This is a genomic window from Mesorhizobium sp. P2_C7, from assembly GCF_056404515.1.
Window position 1 is genome coordinate 38,045 of record NZ_JBFUDW010000014.1, and the last position, 23,823, is coordinate 61,867.

The 23,823-nt window shown below is 61.5% G+C and carries 25 protein-coding genes; 20 read left to right on the top strand and 5 right to left on the bottom strand.

Features of this window, described 5'->3' with window-relative positions; genetic code table 11:
* Positions 1-62 precede the first annotated feature (62 nt).
* On the bottom strand, positions 63-1,136 hold the full coding sequence (locus tag AC1D2G_RS25610; protein WP_477225718.1) for a tartrate dehydrogenase: 1,074 nt from the start codon (positions 1,134-1,136) through the stop codon (positions 63-65).
* Between the two features lie 31 nt (positions 1,137-1,167).
* Positions 1,168-2,226, bottom strand: coding sequence for a PdxA family dehydrogenase (locus AC1D2G_RS25615; protein WP_457153481.1), 1,059 nt, complete (start codon positions 2,224-2,226; stop codon positions 1,168-1,170).
* Positions 2,227-2,401: 175 nt separating this feature from the next.
* Between AC1D2G_RS25615 and AC1D2G_RS25620 the strand changes: the two genes are divergently transcribed.
* The 5 genes from AC1D2G_RS25620 (at position 2,402) to AC1D2G_RS25640 (ending at position 7,150) form a co-directional block, all read left to right on the top strand.
* Complete coding sequence (locus AC1D2G_RS25620) at positions 2,402-3,370, top strand: alpha/beta fold hydrolase (protein ID WP_477417470.1); 969 nt, start codon at positions 2,402-2,404, stop codon at positions 3,368-3,370.
* 435 nt (positions 3,371-3,805) lie between these two features.
* Positions 3,806-4,774: a helix-turn-helix domain-containing protein gene (locus AC1D2G_RS25625; RefSeq protein ID WP_477417472.1), complete on the top strand. Its 969-nt coding sequence runs from the start codon at positions 3,806-3,808 to the stop codon at positions 4,772-4,774.
* 146 nt (positions 4,775-4,920) lie between these two features.
* Positions 4,921-6,438 (top strand): aldehyde dehydrogenase, encoded by a 1,518-nt coding sequence (gene adh / locus AC1D2G_RS25630; protein WP_477303483.1) that lies wholly within the window; start codon positions 4,921-4,923, stop codon positions 6,436-6,438.
* Positions 6,439-6,503: 65 nt separating this feature from the next.
* Positions 6,504-6,842, top strand: coding sequence for a DUF779 domain-containing protein (locus tag AC1D2G_RS25635; protein WP_477417474.1), 339 nt, complete (start codon positions 6,504-6,506; stop codon positions 6,840-6,842).
* A 95-nt stretch (positions 6,843-6,937) separates the two neighbouring features.
* Entirely contained in the window at positions 6,938-7,150 is a 213-nt protein-coding gene (locus AC1D2G_RS25640; RefSeq protein ID WP_477417476.1) for a DUF1858 domain-containing protein, read from the top strand.
* Here the strand turns inward: AC1D2G_RS25640 and AC1D2G_RS25645 are convergent, their stop codons facing one another.
* Complete coding sequence (locus AC1D2G_RS25645) at positions 7,151-7,855, bottom strand: Crp/Fnr family transcriptional regulator (RefSeq protein WP_477303477.1); 705 nt, start codon at positions 7,853-7,855, stop codon at positions 7,151-7,153. It abuts the gene before it with no gap.
* Positions 7,856-8,101: 246 nt separating this feature from the next.
* Between AC1D2G_RS25645 and AC1D2G_RS25650 the strand changes: the two genes are divergently transcribed.
* From AC1D2G_RS25650 to AC1D2G_RS25670, 5 genes are all read left to right on the top strand, one after another.
* Positions 8,102-8,548, top strand: coding sequence for a pseudoazurin (locus AC1D2G_RS25650; protein WP_477417478.1), 447 nt, complete (start codon positions 8,102-8,104; stop codon positions 8,546-8,548).
* A 320-nt stretch (positions 8,549-8,868) separates the two neighbouring features.
* A complete protein-coding gene (nirK, locus tag AC1D2G_RS25655) occupies positions 8,869-9,972 on the top strand; it encodes a copper-containing nitrite reductase (protein ID WP_477417480.1) in 1,104 nt (367 codons plus the stop codon).
* A 72-nt stretch (positions 9,973-10,044) separates the two neighbouring features.
* Positions 10,045-10,917 carry an SUMF1/EgtB/PvdO family nonheme iron enzyme gene (locus AC1D2G_RS25660; RefSeq protein ID WP_477417482.1) on the top strand — a complete coding sequence of 291 codons (873 nt, stop codon included), beginning with the start codon at positions 10,045-10,047 and terminating at the stop codon, positions 10,915-10,917.
* A gap of 25 nt (positions 10,918-10,942) precedes the next feature.
* The gene (locus AC1D2G_RS25665; RefSeq protein WP_477417484.1) at positions 10,943-11,392 is read left to right on the top strand and encodes a group III truncated hemoglobin; all 450 of its coding nucleotides are present in this window, start codon (positions 10,943-10,945) and stop codon (positions 11,390-11,392) included.
* Positions 11,393-11,496: 104 nt separating this feature from the next.
* Positions 11,497-11,928: a potassium channel family protein gene (locus tag AC1D2G_RS25670; RefSeq protein WP_477417486.1), complete on the top strand. Its 432-nt coding sequence runs from the start codon at positions 11,497-11,499 to the stop codon at positions 11,926-11,928.
* 13 nt (positions 11,929-11,941) lie between these two features.
* Here the strand turns inward: AC1D2G_RS25670 and hemN are convergent, their stop codons facing one another.
* Positions 11,942-13,291: an oxygen-independent coproporphyrinogen III oxidase gene (gene hemN / locus AC1D2G_RS25675; protein ID WP_477417488.1), complete on the bottom strand. Its 1,350-nt coding sequence runs from the start codon at positions 13,289-13,291 to the stop codon at positions 11,942-11,944.
* Between the two features lie 158 nt (positions 13,292-13,449).
* On the opposite strand from hemN, the gene AC1D2G_RS25680 reads away from it, so the two are divergent.
* Entirely contained in the window at positions 13,450-14,178 is a 729-nt protein-coding gene (locus AC1D2G_RS25680; protein WP_477417490.1) for a Crp/Fnr family transcriptional regulator, read from the top strand.
* 110 nt (positions 14,179-14,288) lie between these two features.
* Here the strand turns inward: AC1D2G_RS25680 and AC1D2G_RS25685 are convergent, their stop codons facing one another.
* The gene (locus AC1D2G_RS25685) at positions 14,289-14,705 is read right to left on the bottom strand and encodes a hemerythrin domain-containing protein (RefSeq protein ID WP_477417662.1); all 417 of its coding nucleotides are present in this window, start codon (positions 14,703-14,705) and stop codon (positions 14,289-14,291) included.
* A gap of 252 nt (positions 14,706-14,957) precedes the next feature.
* Between AC1D2G_RS25685 and ccoN the strand changes: the two genes are divergently transcribed.
* From ccoN to AC1D2G_RS25730, 9 genes are all read left to right on the top strand, one after another.
* Complete coding sequence (gene ccoN / locus AC1D2G_RS25690) at positions 14,958-16,568, top strand: cytochrome-c oxidase, cbb3-type subunit I (RefSeq protein ID WP_477417492.1); 1,611 nt, start codon at positions 14,958-14,960, stop codon at positions 16,566-16,568.
* Positions 16,569-16,579: 11 nt separating this feature from the next.
* Entirely contained in the window at positions 16,580-17,311 is a 732-nt protein-coding gene (ccoO, locus tag AC1D2G_RS25695; protein WP_477303467.1) for a cytochrome-c oxidase, cbb3-type subunit II, read from the top strand.
* Between the two features lie 12 nt (positions 17,312-17,323).
* Positions 17,324-17,473, top strand: coding sequence for a CcoQ/FixQ family Cbb3-type cytochrome c oxidase assembly chaperone (locus tag AC1D2G_RS25700; protein ID WP_023759205.1), 150 nt, complete (start codon positions 17,324-17,326; stop codon positions 17,471-17,473).
* Between the two features lie 2 nt (positions 17,474-17,475).
* Positions 17,476-18,339 (top strand): cytochrome-c oxidase, cbb3-type subunit III, encoded by an 864-nt coding sequence (gene ccoP, locus AC1D2G_RS25705; RefSeq protein ID WP_477417494.1) that lies wholly within the window; start codon positions 17,476-17,478, stop codon positions 18,337-18,339.
* 186 nt (positions 18,340-18,525) lie between these two features.
* Entirely contained in the window at positions 18,526-20,085 is a 1,560-nt protein-coding gene (ccoG, locus tag AC1D2G_RS25710) for a cytochrome c oxidase accessory protein CcoG (RefSeq protein WP_477417496.1), read from the top strand.
* Positions 20,082-20,579, top strand: coding sequence for a FixH family protein (locus tag AC1D2G_RS25715; protein ID WP_095080471.1), 498 nt, complete (start codon positions 20,082-20,084; stop codon positions 20,577-20,579). Before ccoG ends, AC1D2G_RS25715 begins: the two co-directional genes overlap by 4 nt.
* Entirely contained in the window at positions 20,576-22,864 is a 2,289-nt protein-coding gene (locus tag AC1D2G_RS25720; RefSeq protein WP_477417498.1) for a heavy metal translocating P-type ATPase, read from the top strand. Before AC1D2G_RS25715 ends, AC1D2G_RS25720 begins: the two co-directional genes overlap by 4 nt.
* Positions 22,861-23,013 carry a cbb3-type cytochrome oxidase assembly protein CcoS gene (gene ccoS / locus AC1D2G_RS25725; RefSeq protein WP_457153287.1) on the top strand — a complete coding sequence of 51 codons (153 nt, stop codon included), beginning with the start codon at positions 22,861-22,863 and terminating at the stop codon, positions 23,011-23,013. Before AC1D2G_RS25720 ends, ccoS begins: the two co-directional genes overlap by 4 nt.
* 87 nt (positions 23,014-23,100) lie before the next feature.
* The gene (locus AC1D2G_RS25730) at positions 23,101-23,796 is read left to right on the top strand and encodes a CBS domain-containing protein (RefSeq protein WP_477417500.1); all 696 of its coding nucleotides are present in this window, start codon (positions 23,101-23,103) and stop codon (positions 23,794-23,796) included.
* Positions 23,797-23,823: the final 27 nt, after the last annotated feature.

Genomic DNA, 23,823 nt, shown 5'->3' on the forward strand with positions numbered 1-23,823 from the left:
CGGCCAGCCTGGCCAATGCAGGCGACCTGTCGTCCCGGGCTTTGAGAAAATTGATCTGGAAGTCAGAGCGCGGCGACGATCGCCTTGCCGCACTCGACGGTGTTTGCAGCGCCGCCGAGATCGCGCGTGCGCAGCGAAGGCTCGGCCAAAACGGTCTCGATGGCCGATACAATCCCGGCAGCCGCTTCAGCATGTCCGAGGTGGTCAAGCATCATCGCCGCCGACCAGATCTGCCCCACCGGATTTGCGATCCCCTGCCCGGCAATATCCGGTGCCGAGCCATGGACCGGTTCGAACAGAGATGGAAAATTGCGGTCCGGATTGATGTTGGCGCTCGGCGCGATGCCGATCGTTCCCGTGCAGGCCGGACCGAGATCGGAAAGAATGTCGCCGAAAAGGTTCGATGCGACGACCACATCGAACCAATCGGGGTGAAGCACGAACTGAGCCGTCAGGATGTCGATGTGATATTTGTCCCAGCGCACGTCGGGGAAGGCCTTCGCCATTTCCTCAACGCGCTCGTCCCAATAGGGCATGCTGATCGAAATGCCGTTCGACTTGGTCGCCGAGGTGAGGTGTTTGCGCTTGCCCTTGGCGGCAAGCTCGAATGCGAATTTCAGCACGCGATCGACACCGATGCGCGTCATGACCGTTTCCTGCACAACCACTTCCCGCTCGGTGCCCGGGAAGATACGGCCACCGATCGATGAATACTCGCCTTCGGTGTTCTCGCGCACAACCCAGAAATCGATATCGCCGGGACCACGGCCGACGAGCGGGCTCGGCACACCAGGCATCAGGCGCACCGGCCGCAGATTGACGTACTGATCGAACTCGCGCCTGAACTGGAGAAGCGACCCCCACAGCGACACGTGATCGGGCACGCCGGCCGGCCAACCGACGGCGCCAAAGAAGATCGCGTCATGCGATCCGATCTTGTCCTTCCAGTCTTCCGGCAGCATCCGGCCGTGACGGGCATAGTAGTCGTAAGAGGCGAAATCGAACCAGTCGAACGACAGCCCGATGCCGAAGCGCGACGCGACTTTTTCCAGAACGCGCACGCCTTCGGGTACGACCTCCTTGCCGATCCCGTCGCCTGGGATGACCGCAATGCGGAAACTGTTGGATTGTGTCATTTTGCTTTCCAGGCTGATCGACGGGATTTGCTCAGGCCGCAGCCTCTTCGCGCTGCGTGTCCTTGTGGCGCGCAAGCTGGGCCGCGAGGCGGACTGCGTTTTCCAGTGCACCTGTCGATGCACTTCCCTTGCCAACGATGTCGAAGGCGGTTCCGTGCGCTGGCGTGGTGAACACGGTCTCCAGGCCCGCCGTGACGGTCACGCCGCGGTTGAAGCCGCGTAGCTTGGTCGCGATCTGCCCCTGGTCGTGGTACATGGCGACGACGCTGTCATACTCGCCCGCGAAGGCCTTGATGTAGATGGTGTCGGCCGGGAAAGGCCCCTTGCAGTCGATGCCGGTTGCAGCGGCGACCTTGACCGCCGGTCCGATCAGGTCGATTTCCTCACGGCCAAACAGCCCGTTCTCCCCGGCATGAGGGTTAAGGGCCGCAACGGCGATGCGCGGTTTGTCCATACCGGCGCGCTGCATGGTGCGGTTGACCAGTTCGATCGCCTCGATGATGCTGTCATGGGTGATCTGATCGAGAGCCGTGCGCAGCGACACATGCGAGGTGACGCGCGACATCCATTGGCCGTCGAGCACGTTCATCTCGGAGAAATAGCCTTTGTGTCCCAACAGATGAGCAAACATCTTGTGCTCGTCGGGAAATTTCCAGCCGCCAGCATGAAGCGCTGCCTTGTTCAGCGGCGCGAAGGTGATGCCATCGACGTCGCCTTTCATCGCCAGCCGCACCGCCTCGGCCAAGGTGTCCCCTGTCAGCTTGCCCGACTCCGGTGAAACCACGCCGCGCGGCAAGGCCGCGGGGTCGATGTTACCAAGGTCGATCACAGGTGTTTCTGATGCATCCCAGTCGATGGATGCAACATCGGGGACGGTCTTAAGCGAAAGCGCTACGCCTGCGTCGCGGGCGCCCATCTCCAGGACACGCCGGTCGCCAAGAACGACAATGCGCGCCACGTCGGAGAGCCTACCGTCCGACAGCACGCGAGCAACGAGCTCAGGGCCGATACCGGTCATATCGCCAAGCAGCAAGGCCAGGCGAGGCAGGGGTGAAGCGGTTTTGCGCGAAGATTTATCTGGATTTTCCATGGACATGCCCCCTTCGGCTCGACGGTGGTGAGGCCACCCGATATCGGCCGCGCAAGGCTGGCTTCGTGACCGCTTTGAAGCCATGTTGCGCCGCATCCAAGAAAAGTCAACTGAAAATTGTTGACAGTATTCAATTTGAAGGCGAGGCTAAGGACGACCTTATCTGGAGAGCACCATGGACAGCCAACACGCCTCGGAAGCCGCCGCCGCATCCTCTATGCCGCCCTTGGAAAGCAAGCATGGAAGCCTGATGGAGGGGTTCTCCTACAGGAGGATCAAGACCAGGGGCGCCGAGATCAATGTCGCCGTCGCGGGATCAGGCCCACCGTTGCTGCTTGTTCACGGCAACCCGTTGACGCATGTCAGCTGGCATCGCATCGCGCCTTCCCTGGCAAAATCCTTCACGGTGGTCGCCATCGACCTGCGCGGCTATGGCGACAGCTCGAAACCCGACGGCGGTGCGGACCATGCCGCCTACAGCTTCCGCGCCATGGGCGAAGACGCCTTTGATGTGATGAGCGCGCTTGGCTTTGAAAAGTTCGCGCTTGCTGGCCATGACCGCGGTGCCCGCGTCGGGTTTCGGATGGTGCTCGATCAGCCCGCCAGGATCACCCGTTTCTGCGCGCTGGATATCATCCCGACCTACCATCTCCTGACCAACGTCACCCTTGGATGGGGGCTGGAGAGCTATCATTGGTTCTTCATGGCGCAGAAGGCGCCCTTCCCCGAGAAGCTGATCTGTGCCGACCTCGACTACTACATCAACTACAAGCTCAACAAGAAAGGCGTGGGCCTGGAGATATTCACGCCGGAAGCCTTCAAGGAATATGCACGCTGCACCACGCCTGAGCAGATCCACGCCGTGTGCGAGGACTACCGCGCGACCGTGACGCTCGACCTCGCCATGGACACAGCCGATTTCGGCAAGAAGACGATCCAGTGCCCGGTCATGGTGATCTGGGGCAGCAACAGCCATGTTGGCCGTCACCTGACGCCGATTGAAGCTTGGACGCCCTGGGCGCCGGACCTCAGGGGCTGGGCCATTCCGACAGGTCACTATCCAGCCGAGCACCGGCCTGATCTGGTCTATGAGAGTTTCTGGACCTTCTTCAACGGCGCTGAGCCGACCCCATATCGCTCCTGATACGGCACCTTGGCCTTCTTGCGTCAGAGCTTCTGCTCTGACGCCCTTCTGAAGGCCGTTTCTCCTCCACGCGGTTCCACGTCCCAATCTTCGCCAGTCCGGCTTGTGATCCGGAGCATCGAGAAAATCCATCCCATGTCGCCAGGCGGCGTGCCGTGTGAGACTTTGCTCTCGATCAATGAATGCCCAATCTGGTTTGAGTACGCTGCCAGGACGTCAATTGAACGGTTCGCTTCAACAAGGTTGTTCGAACGTTCGGGGCGAGAATGACCACCGGTTCGGCCAAGCATGGTGGGGAGTGGTTTGCCCTTCTAGTTCTTCCGACGAATTGACAGTGTGACGATCGAAAGCGGAAAAGCGGACGCAATGACAGCTTAGCCCTGTCTCGCAGTTGACCTGATCCAGGGCCTGAAAGGGAGGTTTGGGAGGATAAGCATGGGCGAGGATCTATCCGGTCATCATGCCGACCGCATTCAGGCCGCGATCGCTTCGGACGCCGCGGCGAAGTCCGCTCTGGTTGCCTCCTGGCGACGGTCTTCCAATTTGCATCGGCTCGATCCGACCGATTGCAGTCCCCCACGCTATCTTACAGAGGCGGAATTCGGAGAGGCCCGGCAACGCAGCGAGCCGCTCATCCGTGCTGCCCAATCGAGTCTGGACCGGCTCTATCTAGCCGTGGGTGGCGTCGGGTGCTGCGTGCTTCTCGCCGATCGTGACGGCGTGCCGGTCGAACGGCGCGGCGCCCCGGTGGATGACGAGACGTTTCATTCCTGGGGCTTGTGGACCGGCTCCGTCTGGAACGAACAGTGCCAGGGCACCAATGGGATCGGCACCTGCCTGGTCGAGCAGCGCGCACTGACAATCCATCGCGACCAGCATTTTCATACGCGCAACACGGGGCTCAGTTGTACCACCGCTCCGATCTACGATCATCAGGGGGATCTTGTGGCTGCGCTTGACGTGTCTTCCTGCCGGGCCGATCTGACCGAAGCCTTCGCCAATCTTATCTCGGTGGCCGTGGTCGACGCGGTGCGTCGGATCGAGGCGGAGAACTTCAGGATGGCATTCCCGAAGGCGCGAATTCTGCTGGCGCCGGTGACCGACAGAGGTTCGGGCGCGCTGATCGCGGTTGATGCGGACGACCTTGTGGTCGGCGCGACCCGATCGGCCCGCCTGGCGCTCGGGATTACGCAACAGTGTCTCGACAGGCCGATGCCCGCCGCAGATCTGCTTGGTTGGGGCGAGAGCGGGCCCGAAGTCCTCGCCGAGGCTGAGCGCGGCGTGCTGCAGCGGGCGCTGGCGCGAGCAGACGGAAATATCACGGCTGCGGCCCAGGCGCTGGGTATCAGCCGGGCGACGCTGCACCGCAAGCTCAACCGCCTGGATGTGCACAGGCCTCACTGACCTTCCGAATCCTCGCATGACTGTCGCAATTCTGCGACACATGCCGCCCGCCCACTGTCCTCGGCACGGTGACAATAGCGGCGGAAATCGCAAGTCTCCCTTCCCAAGCGTCGCATTCCGCGGCGTCATCTCTGGGAGGAAGACACATGAACAAGGTAGAATTCTCACGCTCGGTCAAGGCGCCCTTCGACAAGCGTTACGGCAATTTCATCGGCGGCAAATGGGCCGAGCCGCGCTCCGGCCGCTACTTCGAAAACCACTCGCCGGTGAACGGTCAGCTGCTGTGCGAGGTGGCGCGCTCGGATGCGCAGGACATCGAGGCAGCGCTGGACGCCGCGCACGCCGCCAAGGACGCCTGGGGGCGCACCAGCGTCGCCGAGCGCTCGCTTATCCTCAACCGCATCGCCGATCGCATGGAGGAAAACCTCGATCTCCTCGCATGCGCCGAAACCTGGGACAACGGCAAGCCGATCCGTGAAACGACCGCCGCCGACCTGCCGCTCGCCATCGACCATTTCCGCTATTTCGCCGGCGCCGTGCGCGGCCAGGAAGGCAGCCTTTCCCAGATCGACGACGACACAGTCGCCTATCATTTCCACGAGCCGCTCGGCGTGGTCGGCCAGATCATCCCGTGGAACTTCCCGCTGCTGATGGCCTGCTGGAAACTTGCTCCCGCGCTTGCAGCCGGAAACTGCGTCGTGCTGAAGCCTGCCGAGCAGACACCGGCGGCCATCCTACTCTGGGCCGATCTTGTCGGCGATCTGCTGCCGCCAGGCGTGCTCAACATCGTCAACGGTTTCGGCCTCGAGGCTGGCAAGCCGCTCGCGTCCTCGCCGCGCATTGCCAAGATAGCCTTCACCGGCGAGACCACGACGGGCCGGCTGATCATGCAATATGCCAGCCAGAACCTGATCCCCGTCACGCTGGAACTGGGCGGCAAGTCGCCCAACATCTTCTTCAAGGATGTTGTCGCCGAGGACGATGACTTCTTCGACAAGGCGATCGAAGGCTTCGTCATGTTCGCGCTGAACCAGGGCGAGGTCTGCACCTGCCCAAGCCGTGCGCTCATCCATGAATCGATCTACGACACCTTCATGGAACGCGCCCTCAAGCGCGTCGAGGCGATCGTGCAGGGCGACCCACTTGACCCGGCGACGATGATCGGTGCCCAAGCCTCGTCCGAGCAGCTGGAAAAGATCCTGTCCTATATCGACATAGGCCGCCAGGAAGGCGCCGAGGTGCTGACCGGCGGGTCGCGCAACGTCCTGCCCGGCGATCTGGCGGGTGGCTATTACGTCAAACCGACGGTGTTCAAGGGCCACAACAAGATGCGCATCTTCCAGGAAGAGATTTTCGGACCGGTGGTTTCGGTAACGACCTTCAAGGACGACGACGAAGCGCTGGCTATAGCCAACGATACGCTCTATGGCCTCGGCGCCGGCGTCTGGACGCGTGACGGCAACCGCGCCTATCGCTTCGGCCGCGCGATCCAGGCCGGCCGCGTCTGGACCAACTGCTACCACGCCTATCCCGCGCACGCAGCCTTCGGCGGCTACAAGCAGTCCGGCATCGGCCGCGAGACCCATAAGATGATGCTCGACCACTACCAGCAGACCAAGAACATGCTGGTCAGCTATAGCCCGAAGAAGCTCGGCTTCTTCTGATCCCCTGTTTGGCTCACAGCGCGGCTCCGCGAGGGGCCGCGCCCCCCCTGAATCCGGAAAAGACCATGCATGCGAAGGTCACGGCGACGCCGGCAGCCCTTGAACTGATCGCGGAGATCGTTGCCGAGCATGGACCGGTGCTGTTCCACCAATCCGGCGGCTGCTGCGACGGTTCTTCGCCTATGTGTTATCCGCGTGCCGGTTTCATCGTCGGCGACCGTGATGTGCTGCTCGGCCACATCGAAGACGCGCCCTTCTACATCGGGGCTTCGCAATTCGAGGCCTGGAAGCATACCGATCTCCTTATCGACGTAGTGCCTGGTCGCGGCGGCATGTTCTCGCTGGACAACGGACGGGAGAAGCGGTTCCTGACGCGGTCGACGATCTGCGCCGTTCATAGGTGATGAGGGTGCATCCGGCTGCTCCCTCTTTGTCCCAGCGCAACGAGCATCCCGGAAATCAGATGCAGCATGTCCGCTTCCAAGCGTGGGCAAGCGGCATGAAACACAAATTCAGCGACGATGCGACGATGGACGAAATCATGCACCGGTCGCCGGCGGCCATCCGGGTGGTGCTCCAGCACGGCATGCTTTGCGTCGGCTGCCCGATTGCGTCGTTCCATACCGTTTCCGACGCGGCACGCGAGCACGATCTGAACGAGGAACAACTCGGCTCCGATTTGCGGGCCGCGATTCGAAAGCACCAACCCTGACTAACTTTTCTCGGCGCGGCCTTCCGCGATCAGAAGGAGCCGGTGAGGTTCGACCACGGTCACCCTCTGGCGTCCACTTTTGACCAATCCCTGGTCCTCCCAGGCCGAGAGCAACCGGCTCACCGTATGGAGCGTTGTTCCTGTCATCTCGGCAATGTCCTGTCGAGAGATCGGGAAGTCGATCAGGATTCCTTCCTCTGTCTTCCTGCCAGCCTGCTTGACCAGCTTGAGCATCGCATGGGCGACGCGCTGTTCCACCTGTTCTGTGGCCATCTCGATGACGCGCGTATGAGCGTCCTGCAGCCTGGTGCCCACGGCCTTGTAGGTGTTGGCACTGAAGCTCGGGAAATTTGCTGCGAAGGTCGGCCATAGATGGCTTGCCCAGGCAAGAACCACGCAATCGACGGCAGCGATCGCATTTGCCGGATAGGTGGTGCGGCCAAGCGCGTGGGCGATGCCCATCAACTCGCCTGGACTTATGTACCGCACAGTCACCTCGTGACCGTCCGGGGTTGATTTCACGACGCGCACATGTCCGTCCAGCAGCAGGAAAAAGGAATGTGCTTCCTGCTCCTGCTCGAACACCGGCTGGTCCTTGGCGATCCGGAGCGACCTGGCCTGGCCGACGATGCGATCGAGATCCGTGGCGGCGACGCCCTCAAAGACAGAAAGCCCTGCAATCAGCGAGCGATCGAGGCTAGCCAACTCTGTCCCTCCCAAATTCGACCGCGGCCAATGCATCCAAGCCGGTCTGCCAAAGAGTGTTCTCACGGCGACTGATGCGGGGCAAGGGGCGCATGCTTTGGCTCTCGTCCATGCGCCACGCCACACGAGAAGCTCCAAAGATGTTTTTGCTCATGAGTTTGCGCCAGCGCAAATCGCCAAACCGCCTGATGGCCTAGAAGAAGGCAACGGTTGAAGCCGTGACGAACTCGAGAAAAGGATTTCCAAATGAAACTGCCACTGATCGCCGCGGCCATCGCCCTGCTCTCCATCGCCGGTGCCGCGAATGCCGAAGAACACGTCGTGCAGATGCTGAACAAGGGCGAGAAAGGTTCGATGGTCTTCCAGCCCGCCTTTGTCCGGGCAGTGCCCGGAGATACGATCAAATTTGTGCCGACCGACAAATCCCACAATGCCGAGAGCATCAAAGGAATGATCCCGGACGGGGCTGAAGCTTTCAAAGGGAAGCCCAGCGAAGAAGTAATCGTGAGCCTCACCAAGGAGGGCGTCTATGGCGTCAAGTGCGCTCCACATTACGGCATGGGCATGGTTGCGCTGATCGTGGTCGGCAAGCCCGCCAACCTGGAAGCGGCGCAGTCCGTCAAGCAGGTCGGCAAAGCCAAAACCGTATTTGCCGAACTGTTTGCCGAGGCGACCAAGACTGCCTCCAACTGAGTTTTTTTCAGGATGCCCTCCGGTTGGCGATCTCCCGGAGGCAGAGGCCGGACAGACCGAGGGGAGCGGTCTGGTCCGGCCTATTTCATATGGGTCTCGATTGGCAGTCCGCGACACGATCTTCCCGTCCCCAGCGGTTGCCTTATCCAAGGTTGCTGATCTGGAGCTGGCAGTCAGTGAACCTCGGCCGGCCGGGCTCGGCTGCTCGCCCCGTCAATCGAGCAACGCAACAAATGAAATCGGATTTGCGCCAGCGCAAAGACGTTGCCCGCGAGCAGACTATTCTTAGCGCATCAGATCGGTGAACAAAGGAGATGGAAATGCTTACGAGACGAGAAGCTTTGTTAGGTTCTGTCCTTACCGCGGCCGCAGCCGCGGCCGTTGTTGCAATGCCGGCTGTGGCAAGTGCAGCCGAAGTTGCAAGTCTACCGCGCGAAAAGGTCACCCTCGTCGCGCCGCCGTTCGTCCACGCCCATGACCAAGTGGCCAAGGGTGGTCCAAAGGTCGTCGAATTCACCATGACGATCGAGGAGAAGCCGATGATCATCGATGCCGACGGCACGCAGCTCAATGCGATGACCTACAACGGCTCGATTCCGGGCCCTCTGATGGTCGTGCATCAAGACGACTATATCGAACTGACGCTGATCAATCCCGAGACCAATACGCTTGCCCACAATATCGATTTCCACGCCGCCACCGGCGCGCTTGGCGGCGGCGGCCTGACCCTGGTCAATCCTGGCGAACAGGTCACGCTGCGCTTCAAGGCGACGCGCACGGGGACCTTCGTCTACCACTGTGCGCCTGGCGGCGCGATGATCCCGTGGCATGTCGTGTCGGGGATGAGCGGAGCAGTGATGATCCTGCCGCGCGACGGCCTCAAGGACGACAAGGGCAAGCCCGTTCGCTATGACCGCATCTTCTACATCGGCGAGAACGATTTCTACGTCCCCCGCGACGAGCAGGGGAAATTCAAGAAATACGAAACCGCCGGCGACAATTACGATGATACGGTCAAGGTCATGCGCGGGTTGATCCCCACCCATGTCGTGTTCAACGGCAAGGCGGGATCGCTGACTGGCGACAACGCGATGAAGGCGAAGATCGGCGAAACGATACTGATCGTTCATTCGCAGGCCAATCGTGACACACGCCCGCACCTGATCGGCGGCCATGGCGACTTTGTCTGGGAACAGGGCAAGTTCGCCAACCCTCCGGCCAAGGACCTGGAAACCTGGTTCATCCGCGGCGGGTCGGCTGGGTCGGCGCTCTACACGTTCCGGCAGCCAGGCATCTACGCGTATGTGAACCACAATTTGATCGAGGCGGTGGAACTTGGTGCAACCGCGCACTTTGTCGTCGACGGAACCTGGGACGACGATCTGATGATGCAGGTCGAAGCACCCAAGCCGATCGCCTCGTAAACGGGAGATCCGATCTTCAGTGCAACCTTGCGGCGGAGCCAAAAGGTTGCACGTGCGGCCGGACTTGGTGCCATGCCCTTCGATCCTGTCTTCGCATTCGGAACAACTGCGGCAGCCGCACTGATCGGCTTGGGCATAAACCATGCGCTCGACAGGGCTTCATTGGAATTCCCGCCACCGGTCGCCGTGAGCGAACTTGTGGTCCTGGGACCCGGCTCGTTCGATCACCCACAGCCCGGGGAATTCCTCAAGCAGAACCATTCCGTCGCAGCGCCTGTGGTGCAGGAAACCATCGATGCGCCATTGGCAATCATGAAATACCAGGTAAGCGTGTCGGACTATGGACTTTGCGTGGCGGAAGGTGCCTGCAAGCCCGCCGACTCGCGCAAGATCGGCAACGTGCCGGTCACCGGCGTCAGCCACATCGATGCCGAAGCCTATGCGACCTGGCTGTCAGCCCGCACGGGTGAGGCATGGCGCTTGCCCACGGATGTGGAGTGGGCTTACGCCGCCGGCGAGCGATTCAAAGGTGACATCGAGGGTGGGGAAAGCGACCCGAACAACCCGGCGCGACGGTGGCTGGCACAGTATCGCCAGGAGGCTGCGCTCGGACGCAAACCTGATCCCGAGCCGAGAGCTCAAGGCGCCTTCGGCACCAATTCAAAGGGCCTGTCGGACATTGCAGGCAATGTCTGGGAATGGACCTCGACATGTTATTCGCACGCCACGATAGGCAGCGATGGAAAGCGCACCGCGAGCTCGATCGACAACTGTGGAGTACACGCTGTGGAGGGCTTCCACCGCACCTATATGTCGAACTTCATTCGGGACGGTAAGAGCGGCGGCTGCGCCGTAGGAACGCCGCCCGACAATCTGGGTTTCCGGCTTGTCCGCGACCGGACAGGTTTCTTTCAAACCACCATTCGCAGCTTGGGATTGACCTGACTGCAGCAGAAACAAGAGAGCACGAATGACTTCAAAATCCGCTCCGGTTGACCGGGCACGTCCTGTCGCGGAACAGGCTCTGAACCATAGCGGCGTTGATCGAACTTCGATCGGAAAACTGGTCCGCGAATTCTATGCAAAGGTCAGACAGAACGAGCGTCTCGGTCCGATTTTCGCGCGCGAAATCACCGGGGATTGGGAGCCTCATCTCGAGAAAATGACGGACTTCTGGTGTTCTGTCGTCCTCAAGAGCGGCGACTATCACGGACGCCCGGTGCCGGCGCACCTCAAGCTCAAGGATGTCACCGAGGCCGATTTCGAGATCTGGCAGGCCCTCTTCGGCCAGACGGCGGCCGAACTCTTCGCCCCGGAAACGGCGGCGGTGTTTGTCGACAGAGCCGAGCGGATCGCGGCAAGCCTGAAGCTGGCGATGTTCTTTCGCCTTGGTCCCGCCGCGCCAGGCGCACGCCAATAGGCGAACTTGGCGAAACCCGACCGATTGCTTCAAGGCTCGAAAGGCCAGCGCCAGGTTTGATTTTACGCAAGGAAAGCGTCCCTCGCGGCTCCTAGTTTCCTCGCATGGGTCTCAACCTCTTCGTCGGCACGATCGTCATAAGCCTGACGGTCGTCATTCACACCTTCGGCCTCATTGCCGTCACCCGTGCGATGGGACATCTGGTGGCGCGATTTCGCATGCATGGTCGGCGAAGCCGGGTCGTTGCAATGATCAGCGTTGTGATGGGCCTTTTTGCCGTCATGACGGCCGAGGTCTGGTTGTGGGCAGGCGTGTACCGCCTGCTCGGCGTTCTGCCCGACTTCGAGACCGCGCTCTACTTTTCCACCATCACCTTTTCGACCGTTGGCTATGGCGACGTGGTGCCGGCCCATGACTGGCGGGTGCTGGCGGCGCTGGAAGGCGTGAATGGCTTTCTTCTGCTCGGCTGGTCGACCGCCTATCTGATCGCGGCAGGAACTCGTATCGGCCCGTTCAGGGCTGGCGAGCACTTTTGACCGGGACGGACGTTCAGACCGCTACCGAATGCCTGGCCTTGCCGGCTTCAAGATATTTGTCGAACTTCGCCGCAATGCTTCTGACAAAGGGGCGACTTTCCGCCGGCACGACGAAGCTGTCGCCATCGAGTTCAAGGAACCGCGCAGGACCATCAAGAGCAGTGGAACTTGCCTTGAGCAGAAGCCTTTGGCCGGCTTGGCCAAAGCGCTCCACCAGCTCGATCGCCGAGAAGGCGAAATCGCACATCAGCCTCTCGATGATCCAGCCGCGAACGCGGTCGTCGTCGGAAAGTGCGATACCACGGACAGCCGCCAGCCCACCGTCTGAGACCATGCGCCCATACTCCGCGGTCGACGGCATGTTCTGCGCATAGCCTTGGCGAAATTGACTGATGGATGATGGGCCGAGGCCGATCAGCGTTTCGCAGCGATCCTCCGTGTAGCCTTGGAAATTGCGGCGCAAGCAGCCGGTTCTGGCCGCTACGGCCAACGCATCGTTGGGCTTGGCGAAATGGTCGAAGCCGACGGCTTCATATCCCGCGTTCAGCATAAGACAAGCGGCCAGTTGTGATTGAGCAAACCGCTCCGCCGGACCCGGCAACCATGCCTCGTCGATCATCGTCTGATGCTTCTTGAACCAGGGCACATGCGCGTAGCCGAACAATGCCATCCGGTCCGGTTCCAGGGTCAACGCCTGCGCGACGGTGGAGGACACGCTCTCCCTGGTCTGGTGCGGCAGGCCGTAGAGCAGGTCCAGATTGACTGATTCGACACCGCGCGTGCGAACGCCGTCGACGACCGCTTTGGTCTGCAAAAAGCTCTGCTCGCGGTTAATTGCCTTTTGCACCTTCGGGTCGAAATCCTGGACGCCGAGGCTTGCCCGGGTCATGCCGATCTCGGCAAGCGCATCGAGGCGGGCGTCATCCATATCATTGGGATCGATTTCGACGCTGATCTTGGCGTCCGGAAGAAAATCGAAGCTGGCCCGCAATGCTTTCCCCAGCTCCACCATGTCCTCGGGCTTCAGCATCGTCGGAGAGCCGCCACCGAAGTGGACGGCGCGCACGCCGGCCTTGCCACCGACAATGCGGGCGATAGTGGCGATCTCGGCATGCAAAGAGCGGAGATAGGCGGTTACCGGGTCATAGTGACGGGTCTGCTTGGTGTGGCAGGCGCAGAACCAGCAGAGCCTGTCGCAGTAGGGAATATGCAGATAGAGCGAAATCTCGTCGCCTTTCCCGAGCGCCTCCAGCCAGCCTCGACAGACAGTGGCATCGACCCCCGGATGGAAATGCGGCGCGGTCGGATAGCTCGTGTAGCGCGGCACGTTCTCGCCAAGCCTGGCAGCTAGTTCCGGTCGCATGTCGCCATCCCTTGTGTTTGCATGGCCAGGAAAATGGCCGCGACGGGACGCAAATGCCTTGATTTCGGTCAAAGCCCTTGCACCGGACAAACTGCCACAAGGCGTTTTCAATGGGCCGATGCTATTTTGCCGATACCCTGGATCCTCGGACGATCGTGATGACAGTGCGTGAGGATATTCATAGCGTCGGCATTCCTGTGCTTTGCCAATCATGCGAGGCAAGGCATCGCGGCGTTTGCGGTGCCCTCGACCCCGACCAATTGGTTGGGCTCGCCAAGACCTCGTCAAGGCACAGTGTCGAGCCGGGCAGCGAATTGACCGGCGACGCCGAAACCGTCGACAGCTACTCGAACGTGCTTTCCGGCGTGGTGAAGCTGACGAAGAGCCTTTCGGACGGACGCCAGCAGATCGTCGGCCTCCAGTTCGCGCCGGACTTTCTGGGACGACCTTTCAAGGTGGAAAGCGAGATCAACGCGGAAGCGGCGACCGCTGTCTCCCTTTGCTCGTTTCCGAAGACGGCGATCGAACGGATGATGAAGCAATCGCCGGAGCTCGAGCATCGCCTGCTCAAGCAAACGCTGAACGAACTCGACGAGGCGCGCGACTGGATGGTGACGCTGGGACGCAAGACCGCCGCCGAAAAAGTGGCGAGCTTTCTGCTGATGATTGCCAGAAATATCGATCCCACGCTCGATCCAGCCACCAACGCGACAAGCTTCGACCTGCCGCTCACGCGCGCCGACATCGCCGATTTCCTCGGCCTGACGATCGAAACGGTGAGCCGCCAATTGACCCGGCTGCGGACAGACGGCGTGATCCGGATCGACAACAACCGCCATGTGACGGTGGACAGCCTCACCCGGTTGGAGAGCCGCTCTGGCGCCTAGAGCCGGATGATTTCAGGTTGAATCGACCTGAAAGCTGAATCCGCCTCTAAATCAAAGCGATAGAGCATGATGTCGGCCGAAAACCGCCTCACACTTTTCGGCATCATGCTCTAGTCCCGGTCGACGATCCCGATCATCGGCAGGACGTGCTCGCGTTCAAACGCGATGTGCCGGCGCAAGTTCTCGAACAGGCCGCGCAACATGAAGCCGATGGTTTCGGGATTCTCGACTGTCTCACCATGACCGATGGCCAATAATATTTCGGTCACCTCACTGGCAAAGCATTCGTCTTCCACATGTTCGGCCCGCAATCGCCGGGTTGAGGTAAGGTTCGCACCGCTGCCGGTCAAAGCGGCATCGTAGGCGGGAAAGATGACCGTCTCTTCGTATTGATGAATGTTGCGCAGCAACGGAACGATCGCGTTGGCCGTGCCGAGACATTTCAGACGATCGACGCTGGGCAAGGCGTCTGCAATTCTCTCCAGGGCATCGCAGAGCTGCAGCTTTTCCCTGTGCGCGCGCTTCATCACCGCGGCCGGGACCGCTTCTCTGCAGGATCGATCGGCTGGTGCGGGATTTTCATCGCCTGCTCCGAACAGCGACGTTCCCGGTCCTTTCGTCTGGCTCAACGGCGGCCCCCGGTTGGTTTGCAAGACCACGCTGCCCAATCCGAAAGCGCTGAGCTTTGACATGGATCAAGGCGGTGACACTACGGCTGAGGAATTGGTGTCCAGGCGGATTGGCGTCCGCGCATCGGAATCCGAGGTCGGGGACATGTCATGAAATTCGGCACACAAATCTTCGCTTTGGCCCTTTTTACATTTGCGGCTCTGGTGGCCGCTGGCTTCGGTGTGGACGAGCCCTTCCGGCAGCACATGTGGGTGCTGTTTTTCGTGCTGCTCGGTTTTGTCGCCGTCCTTATCCGCAACACGAGCTTTGAAGCTGCCGCTCCCATCGATGCATCCGCTTACATGGATGGGCCGGTCCGTTACGGCGCCGTCGCCACCATGTTCTGGGGCGTCGTCGGCATGCTGGTCGGCGTGGTCATCGCGCTGCAGCTCGCCTACCCCGATCTCAACATCCAGCCCTGGTTCAATTTCGGTCGTTTGCGGCCGCTGCATACGTCGGGCGTGGTCTTCGCTTTCGGCGGCAACGCGCTGCTTTGCACGTCTCTGTATGTCGTGCAGCGCACCTGCCGCGCGCGGCTGTTCGGCGGCGATCTCGCCTGGTTCGTGTTCTGGGGTTACCAGCTCTTCATCGTCATGGCGGCGACCGGCTATCTGCTCGGCATCACCGAGAGCCGCGAATACGCCGAACCCGAATGGTATGTGGACATCTGGCTGACCATCGTCTGGGTCGCCTATCTCGTCCTGTTCCTCGGCACGATCCTGAAGCGCAAAGAACCGCATATCTACGTCGCCAACTGGTTTTACCTGTCCTTCATCGTGACCATCGCGATGCTGCATGTGGTCAACAACCTGTCGATGCCGGCCTCCTTCCTGGGCTCCAAGAGCTATTCCGCCTTTTCCGGGGTGCAGGACGCGCTGACGCAGTGGTGGTACGGCCACAACGCCGTCGGCTTCTTCCTCACCGCCGGGTTCCTCGGCATGATGTATTACTTCGTGCCCAAGCAGGCGAACCGGCCGGTCTACTCCTACCGGCTGTCGATCATCCATTTCTGGGCGATCATCTTCCTCTACATCTGGGCCGGTCCGCATCATCTGCACTACACCGCCCTGCCCGACTGGGCGCAGACGCTCGGCATGGTGTTCTCGATCATGCTGTGGATGCCGTCATGGGGCGGCATGATCAACGGCCTGATGACGCTGTCGGGCGCCTGGGACAAGCTCCGTACCGATCCGATCATTCGCATGATGGTGATGGCCATCGCCTTCTACGGCATGTCGACCTTCGAGGGGCCGATGATGTCGATCAAGACGGTCAACTCGCTGTCGCACTATACCGACTGGACCATCGGCCACGTCCATTCCGGTGCGCTCGGCTGGGTCGGCATGATCTCGTTCGGCGCGATCTACTACATGGTGCCGAAGCTCTGGAACCGAGAACGCCTCTACTCGCTGCGGCTGGTCACCTGGCACTTCTGGCTGGCGACGCTCGGCATCGTCGTCTACGCGGCGGTGATGTGGGTGTCCGGCATCATGCAGGGCCTGATGTGGCGCGAATACGACGAGCAGGGCTTCCTGGTCTACTCCTTCGCCGAAACCGTCGCCGCCATGCACCCCTATTATGTCATGCGCGCCATCGGCGGGGCCATGTACCTCTCCGGTGCCCTGATCATGGCCTGGAACATCACCATGACCATCCTCGGATACCAGCGCGCGGAAGAGCCGATGCCGGGCTCCGCACCCTCCCTGCAGCCTGCCGAATAAGGAGCCAGAGAATGAGCCTGATGGACAGACATGCACTCATCGAGAAGAACGCCACGCTTCTTCTCGTTGGCTCTCTTCTTGTGGTGACCGTAGGCGGCATCGTCGAGATCGCGCCGCTCTTCTATCTCGACAACACGATCGAGAAGGTCGAGGGCATGCGGCCTTACTCGCCGCTCGAACTTGCGGGACGCAACATCTATGTGCGCGAGGGCTGCTACCTCTGCCATAGCCAGATGATCAGGCCGTTCCGTGACGAGGTCGAGCGCTACGGCCATTACAGCCTGGCGGCAGAGTCGATGTACGATCATCCTTTCCAATGGGGATCGAAGCGCACCGGACCGGACCTCGCCCGGGTTGGCGACCGTTACTCGAATTTATGGCACGTCGAGCACCTTGCCGATCCACGTTCGGTCGTCCCGGAATCGATCATGCCGAGCTACGCGTTCCTCAAAGACGCGCCGATCGACGTGAAAGACTTCTCGACGCATCTGGTCGCTAACAGGCAGGTCGGCGTCCCCTACAGCGATGACATGATCGCCCACGCCAATGCCGATCTGATGGCGCAGGCCGATCCCAACGCCGACACATCCGGCCTCGAAGCCCGCTATCCCAAAGCCAAGATCGGCGACTTCGACGGCAACCCGCAACAGGTGACCGAAATGGATGCTCTCGTTGCCTATCTGCAGATGCTCGGCACGCTGGTCGATTTCAAGAACTACGACGAAGCCGCCGGCTACCGCTGAGGAGTCTTATCCATGGATTACAATTTGATGCGAGAGTTTGCCGACAGCTGGGGTCTGGTCGCCATGGCGCTGTTCTTTGTCGGCGCAATCGCCTTCGCGCTCCGCCCCGGCAGCCGCAAGCTGGCCGACGAAGCCGCCCGGATTCCCCTTGAGGACGAGTGATCATGAGCGACGAGCACATCGACGAAATCTCTGGCGTCTCGACCACCGGCCACGAATGGGATGGCATCCGGGAGCTGAACAACCCGCTTCCGCGCTGGTGGGTCGTCACCTTTTACGTCACCATCGTCTGGGCGATCGGCTACACCATCGCCTATCCGGCATGGCCTCTGCTGCACTCGGCAACCAAGGGCGTGCTTGGCTATTCCAGCCGCAATGAGGTCAAGAACGAACTGACCGCTGCTGAAGCCGCCAAGGGCAAGTATGTCGCGGCGGTGGAGTCCAAGAGCGTTTCTGAGATTGCCGCGGACGACACCTTGCGCGAGTTCGCGGTTGCTGCCGGTGGCGCCGCTTTCAAGGTCAATTGCGTGCAGTGTCATGGCTCCGGCGCCCAGGGCTCCAGAGGCTTTCCCAATCTCAACGACGACGATTGGCTCTGGGGCGGCAAGGCCGAGCAGATCCAGCAGACGATCACGCACGGCATCCGCTTCGCGTCCGATCCGGACACGCGCCTGTCGGAAATGCCTGCCTTTGGCGATATCATAACCGCTGACCAGATCGCACAGGTGAGCGCCTACGTGGCCGGCCTTTCCGGCAAGGTCCAGGACGCAAGCCTGATCGCGCCCGGCGCCAAGGTCTTTGCCGAAAATTGCGTCTCCTGTCACGGCGACAACGCAAAAGGCAACAAGGAACTCGGGGCTCCAGATCTGACCGACGCGATATGGCTCTATGGCTCCGGCGAAACAGCCATCGCCGCTCAGGTTCGCACGCCGAAGCAGGGGGTAATGCCAGCCTGGGGCGCACGCCTGGGCGAAACCAAGGTCAAGGAACTGGCGGTCTACGTTCATTCGCTTGGCGGCGGAGAATAGGAAGCGGGGGCCTATTCTCATCCCTTCACCGCCCGAGCGACGAGGCCCGGCATGTCCGGGCCTCGGTTTGTTTCGGCAACCCGATTTGACTTGCATCAACGCGCGTGGCGCTGCCCTGCGGCAAGACTTCCCCACGCTGGCGGCCCAGGCATGGGCAGATTGCCGCCCGCGCGAGTGGAGGTGCATGTGCTGGACAATACGCAGGTAGAACGGCTCGAAGCCGAGGCGGTCAACTCCGCCAAAGTGCGCCAGCCGATGTATGCCGCGCGCAAGAAGATCTTCCCCAAGCGGGCCTCGGGCAGCTTTCGCCAGTTCAAATGGCTGGTGATGGCGATCACGCTCGGGATCTACTATTTGACACCGTGGTTGCGATGGGATCGTGGTCCGTTTGCTCCGGACCAGGCCGTGCTGCTCGATCTCGCCAACCGCCGCTTCTACTTCTTCTTCATCGAGATCTGGCCGCAGGAATTCTACTATGTGGCCGGCCTGCTGGTCATGGCCGGCGTCGGTCTTTTCCTGGTCACATCCACGGTTGGCCGTGCCTGGTGCGGATATACATGCCCGCAGACCGTATGGGTCGATCTGTTTCTGGTCGTCGAGCGGGCCATCGAGGGCGACCGCAACGCGCGCATGAAGCTCGATGCCGGGCCGTGGACCGCTCGCAAGCTCGTGCTGCGGATATCGAAGCACGCCATCTGGCTGGTCATCGGTGCGGCGACCGGCGGCGCATGGATCTTCTATTTCGCCGATGCGCCGACGCTGGTCGGCGAGCTCTTCACCGGCACTGCGGCACCCGTCGCCTACATCACCGTCGCCGTGCTGACGGCGACGACCTATACGTTCGGCGGGCTGATGCGCGAGCAGGTCTGCACCTATATGTGCCCATGGCCGCGCATCCAGGCAGCCATGCTGGACGAAAGTTCGCTCACCGTCACCTACAATGACTGGCGCGGCGAACCGCGCTCGCGCCACGCCAAGAAGGTGCAAGCAGCAGGGCAGCCCGTAGGCGACTGCGTCGACTGCAATGCCTGCGTCGCGGTCTGCCCGATGGGGATCGACATTCGCGACGGCCAGCAACTCGAATGCATTACCTGCGCGCTTTGCATCGACGCCTGCGACGGCGTCATGGACAAGCTCGGCAAGGAGCGCGGGCTGATCTCTTACGCAACGCTCTCCGACTACAACGCCAACATGATGCTGGCGACCGCGAGCGGCTCCGGTTCAGTCAATCCGTCGCTGGTCAGGACCGCTGAGGGTCTGTTCTCCGACAAGGTGGCCCATTTCCATATTCGCAAGATCTTTCGCCCACGCACGTATGTCTACATGGGTTTGTGGTCGCTGATCGGCCTGGGCCTGCTCTATTCGCTGCTGACGCGTGACAGGCTCGAAGTCAACGTGCTGCATGACCGCAATCCGCAATTCGTCACGCTGTCCGACGGTTCGATCCGCAACGGCTACACCGTCAAGCTGCTCAACATGATCCCCGAGCCAAGGACGATCGTCGTCACCATGCAAGGCTTGCCAGGGGCTGAAATGAGCGTGGTCGGCGACGACATCCCGGCAGGCCGTTCCTTCGCCATTCCGGTCGAGCCCGACCGCCTGAAGATGCTGAAGGTCTTCGTGCGCCAGCCGGTCGATCAGATCCGCGGCATAGCGCAGACCTTCAAGTTCCGTGTCGAGGACAAGGCGAGTTTCGAGGCGGACGAATACACCGCCACTTTCAACGCGCCGGAGACCGCCAGATGAGCGCGAATACGCAGAAATCCCGCGAATTCACCGGCAGGCACATGTTGGCCATCATCCTTGCCTTTTTCGGGGTGGTGATCGCGGTCAATCTGACCATGGCGACGCTCGCCAACACGAGCTGGACGGGCCTTGTCGTCGAAAACACCTATGTGGCGAGCCAGCAATTCAACAAGCAGGCCGAGGAGGGTCGCGCGCAGGCAGCGCTCGGCTGGACCGGCAAGCTGACCATCGCATGGGGCGAAGTTCGATACGGGCTCACCGACGCCGCCGGCAAGCCTGTTCCCTTGCATGGCGTCAAGGTGCTGTTTCGCCATCCCGCCTACGAGAAAGAGGACAAGGCCGTCACGCTCGCGCTCGCCTCCGGCCAGGAGTTTGCCGCGCAGCACATGCCGAAGGACGGCGTCTGGATCGTCGAGATCGACGCCGATGCCGGTCTGGCGAAACCCTATCGCGACGTCCGCAGGATCATGATTTCCCATGGAGCGCTGCAATGAGCTGTTGTGCGCCGGGCGCTGAAATGGCGCTGGATGTCTCGAGCACCACATCGGTCCTGCCATCTAGCGAGGAGATCAGGCTGGCGAGCCGATCGCTTGGCGATGACCTTCGCCAGACCGATCTTTCCGTGCCGACGGTTTATTGCGCAGCCTGCATCCAGACGATCGAGACGGCGTTGGGAAAACTCGATCGCGTCGAGGGCGCTCGTGTCAACCTGTCGACGAAACGGGTTTTGGTCCGGTGGCGTGGGGACGAGGTTCCACCGTTCGTCGCCGCGATTGGGCGGCTCGGCTACCAGGCGCATCTCTTCGCTCCCGAGGCCGACGCCAAGGACAGGACGCTTTCGGAGTTGATCCGCGCCGTCGCGGTCGCCGGGTTCGCGGCGGGCAACATCATGCTGCTTTCGGTCTCTGTCTGGTCAGGTGCCGAAGGTGCAACCCGCGACCTGTTCCACTGGGTTTCGGCGCTTATCGCCATCCCTGCCCTCGCCTTCGCCGGCGGCATCTTCTTCCGCTCGGCCTGGAATGCGTTGCGCCACGGCCGCATGAACATGGACGTGCCTATCGCGGTCGGGGTGTCGCTCGCCTACGCCATGAGCCTCTATGAGACGGTCAACCATGGCGATCACGCCTATTTCGATGCGTCGGTGTCGCTGCTGTTCTTCCTGTTGATTGGCCGCACGCTAGATCATGTCATGCGGGAACGTGCCCGGACCGCCGTGAAAAGCCTGTCGCAGCTGGCGGCGCGTGGCGCAATGGTCCTGCGCAGCGATGGAGCACGCGATTACCTGCCGGTTGGCGACATCGAACCAGGCATGCTGCTGCTGATCGCAGCCGGCGAAAGGATACCCGTCGACGGCAAGATCGTTCAGGGGGCGTCGGATCTCGACTGCTCGCTGGTTTCCGGCGAGAGCACGCCGAAAACGGTGGCGTCGGGGGAACGGGTTCAGGCCGGTACGCTCAATCTCACCGGCTCGCTGACGATCGAGGCGACAGCCGCCGCGAAGGATTCGTTCCTGGCGGAAATGGTTCGGTTGATGGAGGCCGCCGAGGGCGGCCGGGCGCATTATCGCCGGATCGCCGATCGCGTTTCGGCGCTCTATGCCCCTGTGGTTCACCTGACCGCCTTCGTGACGTTCCTTGGCTGGATGGCGGCAACCGGCGACTGGCATAGGGCGATCACCATCGCCATTGCTGTTCTCATCATCACATGCCCGTGCGCGCTCGGCCTCGCCGTGCCGATCGTTCAGGTGGTCGCCGCGCGGCGCCTGTTCGAGAACGGCATCATGGTCAAGGACGGTTCGGCCATGGAGCGCTTGGCGACGATCGATACAGCGGTGTTCGACAAGACCGGAACGCTCACGCTTGGACAGCCTCGGCTCGTCAATGCGTCGTCGATCGACCCAGCCATAATGGCAATCGCCGCAGACATGGCCGCGCATTCGCGTCATCCGTTTTCGAAGGCCATCGCCGGATTTGCCTCTCCTGGCAGGCAACAAAAGTTCGATGCCGTCACCGAGCATCCCGGGTTTGGGATCGAAGCTGCCGACGCGGGAGCCATCTGGCGGCTGGGCCGACGCGGATGGGCCGGATGGAAGGCCCGAACTGGCGGCGAAGGCAAGCATGGCTATGGCGGAACGGTCCTGACGAAAGACGGCATCATCGTCGCCACCTTCGATTTCGAGGATGCGCTGCGTGCCGACGCCAGGGCGGCAGTCGAGCGATTGAACGATGTCGGGGTGTCGGTGCAAATGCTGTCTGGCGATACCGCAGGCGCCTGCGCCGAAGTCTCGAAAATTCTGGGTGTCGGTGACTTCGTTGCGTGCCTGCTGCCGTCCGGCAAGGTCGAATGCATCGAGACACTGGCGAAAGACGGACACAAGGTCCTGATGGTTGGCGACGGCCTCAACGACACGCCTGCGCTGAGCGCGGCGCATGTCTCGATCGCACCGGCCACCGCAGCCGACATTGGCCGCAACGCGGCGGACTTCGTATTCCTGCGCGAAAGCCTTCTGGCCGTGCCTCTCGCACTGGACGTCTCGCGGAAAGCCGGGCGGCTGATACGCCAGAACATCGCGATCGCGATCGTCTACAATGCCGTCGCCGTGCCGATCGCAATCCTGGGACAGGTCACGCCATTGATTGCGGCGATCGCCATGTCCGCCTCCTCGCTGCTGGTTATTGGAAACGCGTTACGGCTGCAGGGCTTTGGGCCGCACACTCCAGCAAAAAGCACTGCGGCCGACAGGCGCGCCGGCTTTGGTGCACTGGCACGATCCTCATGACGACGCTCGTCTACCTCATACCTGTGGCGCTGTTCCTCGGCGCGCTCGGGCTGGCCGGGTTCCTGTGGGCCTTGAGGAGCGGTCAATACGAGGACCTCGACGGTGCGGCGGAACGGATACTCATCGACCGGGACGACAAGTCAAATTGACGTCCTCGACGCCGGAGATGACGCAGATCAAGGCATGCCCTCGCACAAGGCCCGACAATGATCCGATAGATGTTGGAGGAGGCAGACATGCAAGCCAAAGCCATAATGACCGCTCCCGTCATCGGAATAGAACCAACAGCATCGATCTCCGATGCAGCAGGGTTGATGCTCTCCAAGAAGTTCAGTGGCCTTCCCGTCATTCGCAGCGATGGCACGCTGGTGGGCATTGTCAGCGAGGGCGATTTCTTGCGCCGGGGAGAACTCGGCACCAACCGCAAACGCTCACGCTGGCTGGAGTTTCTTGTGAGCCCCGGAAGAGCCGCCGACGAATATGTTCAAGCCAACGGACGCCGTATCGAGGAGGTGATGACGACGGATGTCGTCACGGCATCGCCGGGCGTACCGCTGCCCGAGATCGTCGAGCTCATGACTTGCCATCGCGTGAAACGCATTCCGGTTGTCGACGACGGGAAAGTCGTTGGCATCATCACCCGTTCCGACATTCTGCGTGCGCTGCTCACCGTCCTGTCGGCCCCTTCGGCAGCCAGGGACGACGAACGGATCCGCCAGGACATCATCGCCGAGCTTGCGACGCAGAAATGGGCCGGCAAGGACATGATCGACGTGACCGTGGACAAAGGGGTGGTGGAGCTGAGCGGCGCCATCTTCGACGAACGCGAGCGCCAGGCGGCCATTGTCGCCGCCGAAAACGTCGCCGGCGTAAAGGCAGTGAAGGATGGGCTTTTCTGCCCGGGGCCGCTGTCGGTGGTGCTCGTCTCTTAGAGCGGTTCATCGTTTCACGGAACCGCT

Excerpts from the sequence above, each read along its gene's own strand:
- AC1D2G_RS25610 (WP_477225718.1), bottom strand. The coding sequence starts at position 1,136 with ATGACACAATCCAACAGTTTCCGCATTGCGGTCATCCCAGGCGACGGG.
- AC1D2G_RS25615 (WP_457153481.1), bottom strand. The coding sequence starts at position 2,226 with ATGGAAAATCCAGATAAATCTTCGCGCAAAACCGCTTCACCCCTGCCT.
- AC1D2G_RS25620 (WP_477417470.1), top strand. The coding sequence starts at position 2,402 with ATGGACAGCCAACACGCCTCGGAAGCCGCCGCCGCATCCTCTATGCCG.
- AC1D2G_RS25625 (WP_477417472.1), top strand. The coding sequence starts at position 3,806 with ATGGGCGAGGATCTATCCGGTCATCATGCCGACCGCATTCAGGCCGCG.
- adh (WP_477303483.1), top strand. The coding sequence starts at position 4,921 with ATGAACAAGGTAGAATTCTCACGCTCGGTCAAGGCGCCCTTCGACAAG.
- AC1D2G_RS25635 (WP_477417474.1), top strand. The coding sequence starts at position 6,504 with ATGCATGCGAAGGTCACGGCGACGCCGGCAGCCCTTGAACTGATCGCG.
- AC1D2G_RS25640 (WP_477417476.1), top strand. The coding sequence starts at position 6,938 with ATGAAACACAAATTCAGCGACGATGCGACGATGGACGAAATCATGCAC.
- AC1D2G_RS25650 (WP_477417478.1), top strand. The coding sequence starts at position 8,102 with ATGAAACTGCCACTGATCGCCGCGGCCATCGCCCTGCTCTCCATCGCC.
- nirK (WP_477417480.1), top strand. The coding sequence starts at position 8,869 with ATGCTTACGAGACGAGAAGCTTTGTTAGGTTCTGTCCTTACCGCGGCC.
- AC1D2G_RS25660 (WP_477417482.1), top strand. The coding sequence starts at position 10,045 with ATGCCCTTCGATCCTGTCTTCGCATTCGGAACAACTGCGGCAGCCGCA.
- AC1D2G_RS25665 (WP_477417484.1), top strand. The coding sequence starts at position 10,943 with ATGACTTCAAAATCCGCTCCGGTTGACCGGGCACGTCCTGTCGCGGAA.
- AC1D2G_RS25670 (WP_477417486.1), top strand. The coding sequence starts at position 11,497 with ATGGGTCTCAACCTCTTCGTCGGCACGATCGTCATAAGCCTGACGGTC.
- hemN (WP_477417488.1), bottom strand. The coding sequence starts at position 13,291 with ATGCGACCGGAACTAGCTGCCAGGCTTGGCGAGAACGTGCCGCGCTAC.
- AC1D2G_RS25680 (WP_477417490.1), top strand. The coding sequence starts at position 13,450 with ATGACAGTGCGTGAGGATATTCATAGCGTCGGCATTCCTGTGCTTTGC.
- AC1D2G_RS25685 (WP_477417662.1), bottom strand. The coding sequence starts at position 14,705 with ATGAAGCGCGCGCACAGGGAAAAGCTGCAGCTCTGCGATGCCCTGGAG.
- ccoN (WP_477417492.1), top strand. The coding sequence starts at position 14,958 with ATGAAATTCGGCACACAAATCTTCGCTTTGGCCCTTTTTACATTTGCG.
- ccoO (WP_477303467.1), top strand. The coding sequence starts at position 16,580 with ATGAGCCTGATGGACAGACATGCACTCATCGAGAAGAACGCCACGCTT.
- AC1D2G_RS25700 (WP_023759205.1), top strand. The coding sequence starts at position 17,324 with ATGGATTACAATTTGATGCGAGAGTTTGCCGACAGCTGGGGTCTGGTC.
- ccoP (WP_477417494.1), top strand. The coding sequence starts at position 17,476 with ATGAGCGACGAGCACATCGACGAAATCTCTGGCGTCTCGACCACCGGC.
- AC1D2G_RS25715 (WP_095080471.1), top strand. The coding sequence starts at position 20,082 with ATGAGCGCGAATACGCAGAAATCCCGCGAATTCACCGGCAGGCACATG.
- AC1D2G_RS25720 (WP_477417498.1), top strand. The coding sequence starts at position 20,576 with ATGAGCTGTTGTGCGCCGGGCGCTGAAATGGCGCTGGATGTCTCGAGC.
- ccoS (WP_457153287.1), top strand. The coding sequence starts at position 22,861 with ATGACGACGCTCGTCTACCTCATACCTGTGGCGCTGTTCCTCGGCGCG.
- AC1D2G_RS25730 (WP_477417500.1), top strand. The coding sequence starts at position 23,101 with ATGCAAGCCAAAGCCATAATGACCGCTCCCGTCATCGGAATAGAACCA.